Origin of the sequence: Faecalispora jeddahensis (assembly GCF_000577335.1) — a bacterium.
In the GTDB taxonomy this organism is placed as follows: domain Bacteria; phylum Bacillota; class Clostridia; order Oscillospirales; family Acutalibacteraceae; genus Faecalispora; species Faecalispora jeddahensis.
This window is the reverse complement of sequence record NZ_CBYL010000079.1, coordinates 1-8,159: the sequence shown is the minus strand read 5'-3', so window position 1 is coordinate 8,159 and position 8,159 is coordinate 1. Positions and strand designations below refer to the sequence as shown.

General features: G+C 41.2%; 7 protein-coding genes and 1 tRNA gene. 6 read left to right on the top strand and 2 right to left on the bottom strand.

The genetic code is table 11. The features are described from left to right. Together TY09_RS17085 and TY09_RS17080 are read right to left on the bottom strand one after the other, a co-directional pair. A partial coding sequence (locus tag TY09_RS17085) for an ABC transporter substrate-binding protein (protein WP_042436878.1) occupies positions 1-875 on the bottom strand: 875 nt, incomplete at its 3' end. Positions 876-967: 92 nt separating this feature from the next. Continuing rightward, a complete protein-coding gene (locus TY09_RS17080) occupies positions 968-2,209 on the bottom strand; it encodes an ATP-binding protein (RefSeq protein ID WP_242841526.1) in 1,242 nt (413 codons plus the stop codon). A 137-nt stretch (positions 2,210-2,346) separates the two neighbouring features. Between TY09_RS17080 and TY09_RS17075 the strand changes: the two genes are divergently transcribed. The 6 genes from TY09_RS17075 (at position 2,347) to TY09_RS17050 (ending at position 7,949) form a co-directional block, all read left to right on the top strand. Next, a tRNA-Ser gene (locus TY09_RS17075) sits at positions 2,347-2,435 on the top strand. Between the two features lie 126 nt (positions 2,436-2,561). Further along, entirely contained in the window at positions 2,562-3,497 is a 936-nt protein-coding gene (locus TY09_RS17070; protein WP_042436872.1) for a recombinase family protein, read from the top strand. Between the two features lie 136 nt (positions 3,498-3,633). Continuing rightward, entirely contained in the window at positions 3,634-3,813 is a 180-nt protein-coding gene (locus TY09_RS19050; RefSeq protein ID WP_042436880.1) for a helix-turn-helix domain-containing protein, read from the top strand. A 177-nt stretch (positions 3,814-3,990) separates the two neighbouring features. Next, positions 3,991-4,659: a hypothetical protein gene (locus tag TY09_RS17060; protein WP_042436868.1), complete on the top strand. Its 669-nt coding sequence runs from the start codon at positions 3,991-3,993 to the stop codon at positions 4,657-4,659. Between the two features lie 12 nt (positions 4,660-4,671). Then, positions 4,672-5,766 (top strand): ComEC/Rec2 family competence protein, encoded by a 1,095-nt coding sequence (locus TY09_RS17055; protein ID WP_042436865.1) that lies wholly within the window; start codon positions 4,672-4,674, stop codon positions 5,764-5,766. Further along, the gene (locus TY09_RS17050; protein WP_042436861.1) at positions 5,763-7,949 is read left to right on the top strand and encodes a ThiF family adenylyltransferase; all 2,187 of its coding nucleotides are present in this window, start codon (positions 5,763-5,765) and stop codon (positions 7,947-7,949) included. The genes TY09_RS17055 and TY09_RS17050 overlap by 4 nt, the downstream gene beginning before the upstream one ends. Positions 7,950-8,159: the final 210 nt, after the last annotated feature.

Here is an 8,159-nt window from a genome sequence, read left to right as displayed (position 1 = left end):
CCCGCCATAAAACTGACGGCCTGAATCATTCCGCGCCCCTGGCGCTCCATATAGGTCGGGTTCATTTCATACACTTGGTTTTTTTGAACAGCTTCCAGCTTTTTGTATTCGGCGGATTCCTGCAGCTGCTTTTTCACACCCTCAGCGCAGAAAATGTACTGCGGGTTCGAGATGGTCAGCGCCTCGGTGGAGGCCTGTCCGCCGTTGCTGCCCGCAAACGCATTGACCAGACCGGCGCTTTCAATCAGCTTGCCGGCGAGCATGTCCCCGGTGGCTGCCTTACCCTTTGCGTCATACAGGTAGCAAACGGTTACAGGGGAGTCTTTCTCCGGAATGACGCGTGTAATATCGTCAAGCGTCAGGTAAATATTGTTCGCTGTTTTGATGCCTTTTTGGTAGCCGGTGGAACCGCCCTTGATCGCCGCGCCCACTTCGGAGTACAGGCGTTCCAAATCGGAGCGGCTGGCAGCGGCGGGGAGGATCAGCGAAAGGATGCCTTCTTTCTGTAATGCAGCGGTAACCTCATCACCGGGATTCGTTTCAAACAGCGCCAGTGTGGCGCCGGTTGCCTTTACCGCAGCGGGATCAGATGGATCCACATTCGGAAGAACGGATAAATCCTCCTGATCGCAGTCCTTCGATTTTGCTTTCAGAGAGATTTCATATCCCATCGCAAGGATCACATCGGCAAGACTCGGCGAAAACACGGCAACCCCGGCCGGCTCGCTTTTTAAAGTCACAGTCCCGATTGTCACGGGGAAATCCTGTTCGGCAGCGCCGGAACTGATGTCGCCCTTACCGGCGCATCCCGTAAACGCGGAAACAATCAGCACCGCCGATAGTAATCCGGTTATCATTCGTTTCAACTGTCCCATACAATCCTCCCTGATCTTTCGTTTTCAACCCTTTACAGAATGTTAACATAAAAATATAAATAAAATATGAAGCTGCCGTAAAGTCTGTCATTTTATAGGATGCTTTTTCCCTGACGGATTCTGGATTCGGCCAGACGGACATACTGCTGCGCGCAGCGGGGAGAACGTCCGGCGCGCTCAAGCGCAAAACGTTCCGCGCCGATCAGAAGCTGCGGCAGATGCTCCGAAAGGCCATGCTGATGGGCAAGCTTCTCCACAATGTCCAGGTATTGTGCCTTGTCCGGCAGCATAAAGCGTACGGAAAGACCGAAGCGGTCTGCCAGAGAAAGGCTTTCCTGAATCGTGTCGACGCGATGAATTTCATCACCCTCGCGGTCTGAGAAGGTTTCCCGCAGCAGATGCCGCCGGTTGGAGGTGGCATAGATCAGCGTGTTTTCCGGTCGGGCAGCCAGACCGCCTTCCAGTACCGCTTTCAGGGCGGCATAAGTATCGTCCTGCCGGGAGAAAGAGAGATCGTCGATAAACACGATAAACTTCATCGGCAGCCCCGCCAAAATTTCTACCAGATCGGGGAAATGGGGGATTTCTGCTTTCGGCATTTCGATCAGGCGCAGCGACGGAAATTCATGCAGCAAGGCTTTTACGGTAGAAGATTTTCCCGTACCGCGGTCGCCGTACAGCAGGCAGTTGTTGGCCGGCAGACCCTGCACAAAGGAGCTCGTATTTTCCAATACCATTCCTCGCTGCAATTCATAGCCTTTCAAATCCTTTAAGAGAATCGGGTCGGGGTGCTGAACGGGGGACAACATCCCATTTCTCCAGATGAACGCCCGGTTGCGCGCAAACCGGCCACAGCCGTTCTGTGCGTAAAAGGATTTCAGCTGTGCCAGACAGGCCTGTGGCTCTTGCTGCAGCTGTGCGATAACCTGTCCGTTTTCCCAGCAGGGAAGGTTCAGCTCCGCAGCCTGCGGGAAGGCGCTTCCGGACAGTATTTCCTGCGGAGTAATGGCCGACAGCTCCGTTAAAATTTTCAGATCACGCAGCGCCGCCGCTTCTATCAGAGAAGAAACCTCTTTTCCAGATGCCGCGGCAACTGAAAATGCGTTTTCATCGTACAAAACAGGCTCAGTCAAAGCCTGCGCAAAGTTTGTGTCGGCATTTTTTTGTCCGAGCAAAGCGATCAGATTTCCCCAGGCCGTTAAAAACGTCTCAGGCTGATTCGCCTGTGAAGCATTCAGCAGACGAAAAAACGCCTCCGGCACGCTTCTTTCCAAGATGCCTCTGTATACAGAAAGTGAGGCCATTTTCCATGCAGCCTCCTGAATTTGATTCACAATTGTTGCCCCTTTCCTGAGATTCAATGCTATTGTACCGTTCCTGTCACTTTAAGTCAATAAAAGTGCTTGACTTTTGCGGACATTCTCTATAAAATAAATAGGCATGGACAGCAAGTGCCTTCCTTGTAATCATTGGAAGCGTATCGAAGTGGTCATAACGGGCCTGACTCGAAATCAGGTGTACGGCAACGTACCGTGGGTTCGAATCCCACCGCTTCCGCCAAGTTATAAGCTACATTTTTGTTGGTAATAAACCAATGAAGATGTAGCTTTTTTCATATCTAAAATAGTAATTGAAGTTTGCGGTACCCAAGTGGGTGCTGCATTTTTGCGTTAAGGAGGCTTTGAAATGAGCAAACAAATTTTTACTATCCCGGCAAGACGAAATCAAGCTGATAAAAAGTTAAAGGTTGCTGCCTATTGCCGTGTCAGCACAGAACATGAGGAACAAAGGCAGAGTCTAAAATCACAAGTAGTTTACTATATGCAAAAAATCTGCGATAATCCTGATTGGGATTTTGCCGGTATTTATGCTGAAAAGGAATCCGGTACAAGAGTAGATAATAGAGATGAGATTCAGCGCTTAATGAATGATTGCAGAAATGGAAAAGTAGATTTGATTTTGATGAAATCCCTTAGCCGTTTTGGACGCAATACGTTGGACGTCCTGCTTATGCTTAATGAATTATCAAGATTAAATGTGGTTGCCTACTTTGAAACTGAGGACATTTGGTCTAATGAACCTCGGGTAAAAAAGTATATTACGATGGCAGCTGCGGCTTATCAGGAAGAAAGCAGACAAAAAAGTGAAGCTATTAAATGGGGTATTCACCAGAGTAGTTATCACGGACATATCAAGCTAAATCATTCACAATTTCTTGGCTACGGTAGAGATGAGAATGGAAATCTTGTAATCATTGAAGAGGAAGCTAAAATGGTGCGACTTATTTATGATTTGTTTCTGCAAGGTTATGGCTGTCGTAAGATCAAGAAACATCTTGAAGATCATGGTATAAAAACTGTTACTGGTAAAGAGCAATGGAGTATATCAACCATTGACCGAATTCTATCCAATGAAAAATATATTGGTCGCAATATTACTCCCAAAACTCATACTCCCGATTTCCTCATAGGTAAACAGGAAGAAAACCAAGGACAAATTGATACGGTTATCATTGAGAATTCGCGTCAAGCAATTATTAGCCAAGAGATATTTGAAGCTGTACAGAACCTAAAAGGAAATCTTACGAACAAAGAGATAAATATAAATGGAATCTGCTTCTAAAGCAGAAATTTTGCTATTTTTTAATGAGTTTCAGCATAACGCTGTGAATATTTCCATAATTTGCATGAATTTAATTGCTTTATTCGCTGTTGCGATATATAATATATACAATAGTTATTCGATAAAGGATATTTTAATGGATTATATGACAGCGAAAGAAGCAGCGGAAAAATGGGTAATAACTCCACGCCGGGTGCAGGTGCTTTGCTCACAGGGCAAGATACCGGGCGCTGTTCGGTTTGGGGTTACTTGGGCAATACCCAAAGATGCAGTAAAGCCCAAGGATAGAAGATATAAAAATACTGACAATCACTAAAACAAAACTTGATTTAGCAATTGGGTACCATTTTACTATCGCAATAGTATAAATCTAGAATAGTGGTTCGTATTGAATGCGCTTTTTCTTATTTTACTTAGATTGCAGAAACTATTGTTTACTTGATACTTAGTTGCGATACCATTTCAAATTAATTGAGAGGAGTGATTATTTGCATTGAAAGAGTATAGATCGAAAGAAATGAAGTCCCTATTGCTTGCATATTTTCTGTTGTTCTTACTATGGGGCACTCCGATTTTTTCGCAAATTCCTGAAGCTACAGAAAACAACTACAAAACCATAATATCTATTATGGAAGGGGTGACGATTTCCGGAGTTTTATCGCTTATCACTTTTTTAGGCGATTCGTTAATCAGCAGCAACCTAAAAGATAAATTAGTTGGTCTATTTTTTATCCCTCGATCAGGACAAACCATTTTTTCACGTATTTCAAACAAAACAGTTAATGATGATCGATTACTGATCTCTGATGCTATTTCTCGTTATTCCGGCATTATAGAAAATAGACCGTCGCAGAAAAGGGATAAACTCTATTATGAAAATGCCAACTGGTATAAGATTTACAGCGAATATAAAAAAGAAGGGGCCATTATGCAAGCACAAACAGATTATTTACTCTGTCGTGACTTATATATTGAAACCTTAGAATTTCTAGTGCTATATATAAGTTCATTATTTTTATTCAATGGCACTGTCCTATTTTCTTGGCGCTTCATTCTTGCATTATTGGTAATGGCAATAATAACAAATATCTCAACGCACATCAAGATGAACCGCTTTGTTAATACAGTCATTGCTATTGACCTTTCAAAAACACAAAATTAGGAGGAGTACATAATGAGTCAAAAATTTACTTTTTATCCACTTGGAAATGCAGAAACTTGTTTGTTGGAATTATCCACTGGAGATAAGTTACTATTTGACTATGCTGCTATGAACGATGGATCGGCCACTGATGAGCGCATAGATATAAAACAGGAACTTTCCGGAATTGACGAATTTAAAGTTGTAATGTTTTCACATGCTCATGATGATCATACCAAAGGGGCAAGCGAGTTTTTCTACCTTGATCATGCTTCCAAATACCAATCTGAAGATAGAGCTAAAATTAATGAGTTGTGGGTTTCGTCTGCGTTTCTTTTAGAAACTGACCTTGAGAATGGGGCTGACGCAAAAATAATTAGAAACGAAGCCAGATATCGCTTAAAAGAAGGCTATGGTGTAAAAATATTTGCAGATCCTGACAGTCTTTCCTCATGGCTAGAAGCACAAGAAATTGAGTACGACGACATTAAACATTTGATTGTTCATGCTGGCGAAACTGTTGAGGTTGATGGCGCAACAGATGAAGTTCAATTTTTTGTCCACGCTCCTTTTTCCGAGGATAGTGAGGAAGTTCAGGATAAAAATGACCCTTCGATTGTATTGCAAATGAGATTGTTTAATAATGATAGAGAAACAAACATCCTCATCACAGGCGACACACCATATAAGGTTCTTGATAAAATTGTAGATATTTCAAAAGCCAATGGGAACGAAAGTTTCTTGATTTGGGATATATATGACATCCCCCATCATTGCAGCCATACAGGACTTAACGAGAAAGGGGAAAAAGACACATATAGAATCACGCCAACAGAGAATGTACAATGGCTTTTGCAGCAGGCGCAGCAGAATGCAAAAATGGTGGCTTCATGCGTAAAAATTACTGAGGAAACTTCTCCTCCACATATGATTGCAAAAAGAGCATATGAATATTATACTGCCGCAGATGTGAAATTTATGGCAACAATGGAGCATACTTCGCTAAAGAGCAGTAAACCAACACCGATTGTTTTTGAAATAGATAATCTGGGAGTTACTCTTAAATCCGAGAATATTCAAGCAACTTATCTGAAAAAATCTGCGCCGAGAGCCGGGGACGAACTATGAGCACATTAGCGACCCTACAACTTGCTTTTTCAAAGGAAATTGTAGTAGCTCTTGAGCGTACTGGAATTGGAAAACTCATTTCAAGCAGCGCGGCAGCGGAGCATAGTTGGGAATTATTAGAGGTAGATATTGTGGCAATTGAATTGCCACAATATCCTGTTTTCCCAGTTAAAGCTATAGAACGTATTAAAATAAAGATAGTAGACGATTGTCTTCCAGAGGTGTTTTGTCGTCGAGATTTTCCTATAGTTCCACATTTAAATGTCTATGAAAACGGTGATAAAACGCTGTGCTTATTTGACGTGTCGTTTCACGATATCAAATATATGTTTAACGCAAGCATGTTTATAAATCGAATTGTGTACTGGTTTTCAAAAACAGCGCGTGGTGAATTGCATCAGCCTGATCAGCCTTTAGAACCATTTTTTCCGTCAGTAAATAATGCTACAATCCTCAATGTAAATAAACATGCTATTGATTCTCCGTTTATTCGTTTTGAGGAAATAAAAACAAGATCTGGTCGTTTGTTAACAGAGATACCCCTCCAAGAAAACGGACGGGGTAGGTTGTTTGCATGTTTGCGTATAGCTATAAAAAAGACATACAGTGACAATATAATAAATTGCCTTCCACAAACTTTATTTGACTTAAATTCTGCGTTTGATGAGGATATTCTTCAAGAAATCGACCGGTGTATACTGCCTATATGGGCGATAAAGCAGAATGCAAAAGAGTATATGCAATTATTTCATCAGCAAGAAACTGCTCTAAAGAATTGTTCTTTAGTGTTATTGGTACGTATATCACTTGCACGATCTCCTGAAGCTGAGCCTGAAAGGTTTGAATTAAAAGCCTTTACTATAGAAACAACATTTCAAACATTATATCGGGCTTTTGGATATTGCAAAGAAGGAACTAAATTAGTAAAGAAACAGAATTTAATAAATGCGCAAGAAATAACGATCATGCAACATGAGGTCTTGTGCCATTTAAATCGTAGTTTTGCTCAAGATCTCAATGAAGCTCAAAATTCCGGTTGCAATAGTAACTTTTTTCAAATAGGTTTAGGTGCTTTTGGATCTCAAATTGCGAACAACTGCATTAGATCAGGATATGGAAAATGGACTTATATTGATCCGGATGTGGTATATCCTCACAACCTATCTAGACATTGCCTTAATGCTTCAGATATTGGACAGAACAAAGCGAAAGCAATGTGTGCTTATGCCGAACGTATATTTCCGGATAAAGCAGATTCCTGTGTAAATACATTTATGGAAACTAATATTTTATCACCCGACTTGAAAGATGATTTTATTGAAGCGATAAAAAGTTCTAGCATGATTATTGACACAGCTGCTTCTGTTGCAGTTGAGCGCTATATATGTCATGAACTTGCCGGACTTACAAGATGTGTCAGTTTTTTTATGAATCCAACCGGCTCCTGTGCCATAATGCTTTTGGAGGATGAAAAGAGAGAAGTCACCTTAGATGTTCTAGAGATGCAATATTACAATATCTTAGTCAACAATCCCAAATATCACGAACATCTTAAATCGGAACTTAGGGTTATCTATTCTTCTAGTTGCAGAAGTACGAGCTTAAAGTATCCGCAGGATAATGTTGCAATCTTTGCAGGGATATGTAGTAAAGCTGTAAAAGATGCTATTAATAATACTAAAGGACTCATTGCTATTTGGAAAGTAGATGGCCTAACTATCGATTCCGAAATATACCCAACTGATTCATATAAGAACCTTACTTGTGGTGACTGGACAATCAAAATTGCATACCTGGTTGAAACAAAATTTTATGAGAATAGAAAAAAGAAACTTCCCTGTGAAACAGGTGGAGTATTAATAGGTTCATACGATTACGAGCGGAAAATTTGCTATATTGTAGACTTTATATCTTCTCCAGAGGATAGTATTGAGTCTCCTTGCTCGTATATAAGAGGCAGTAAAGGCCTACTGAAAAAAATCAGGGCAATTGAAAATATTACGGCAGGTAACTTAGGCTATGTGGGCGAGTGGCATTCTCATCCTAATGATTGCACAGGGCAAAGCCAAGATGATAAAATGCTAATGCAATCAATAGCAGAATATAATGCGACTCAAAGTTGCCCCGGATGTATGATGATTGTTGGAGACACACATTTCACTGTATATCTTGAGAATATATAGTTATGACTTTTGTTGGAAAGTGAATTTCTCATTATGATTTTGCTAAAATGGTTTCTACTTTATAAAACGGGTGGATTTCATTTTATTTGTACTAAAATGGTGCATCTATTTTGACCTAATGACACACCAGAAAGAGTCTGGACGCAATTTGCGTTCAGACTCTTTCTTTTTTTGGCAGCTCGGTGCGCGTTTATAGCTTACATCTTTTAT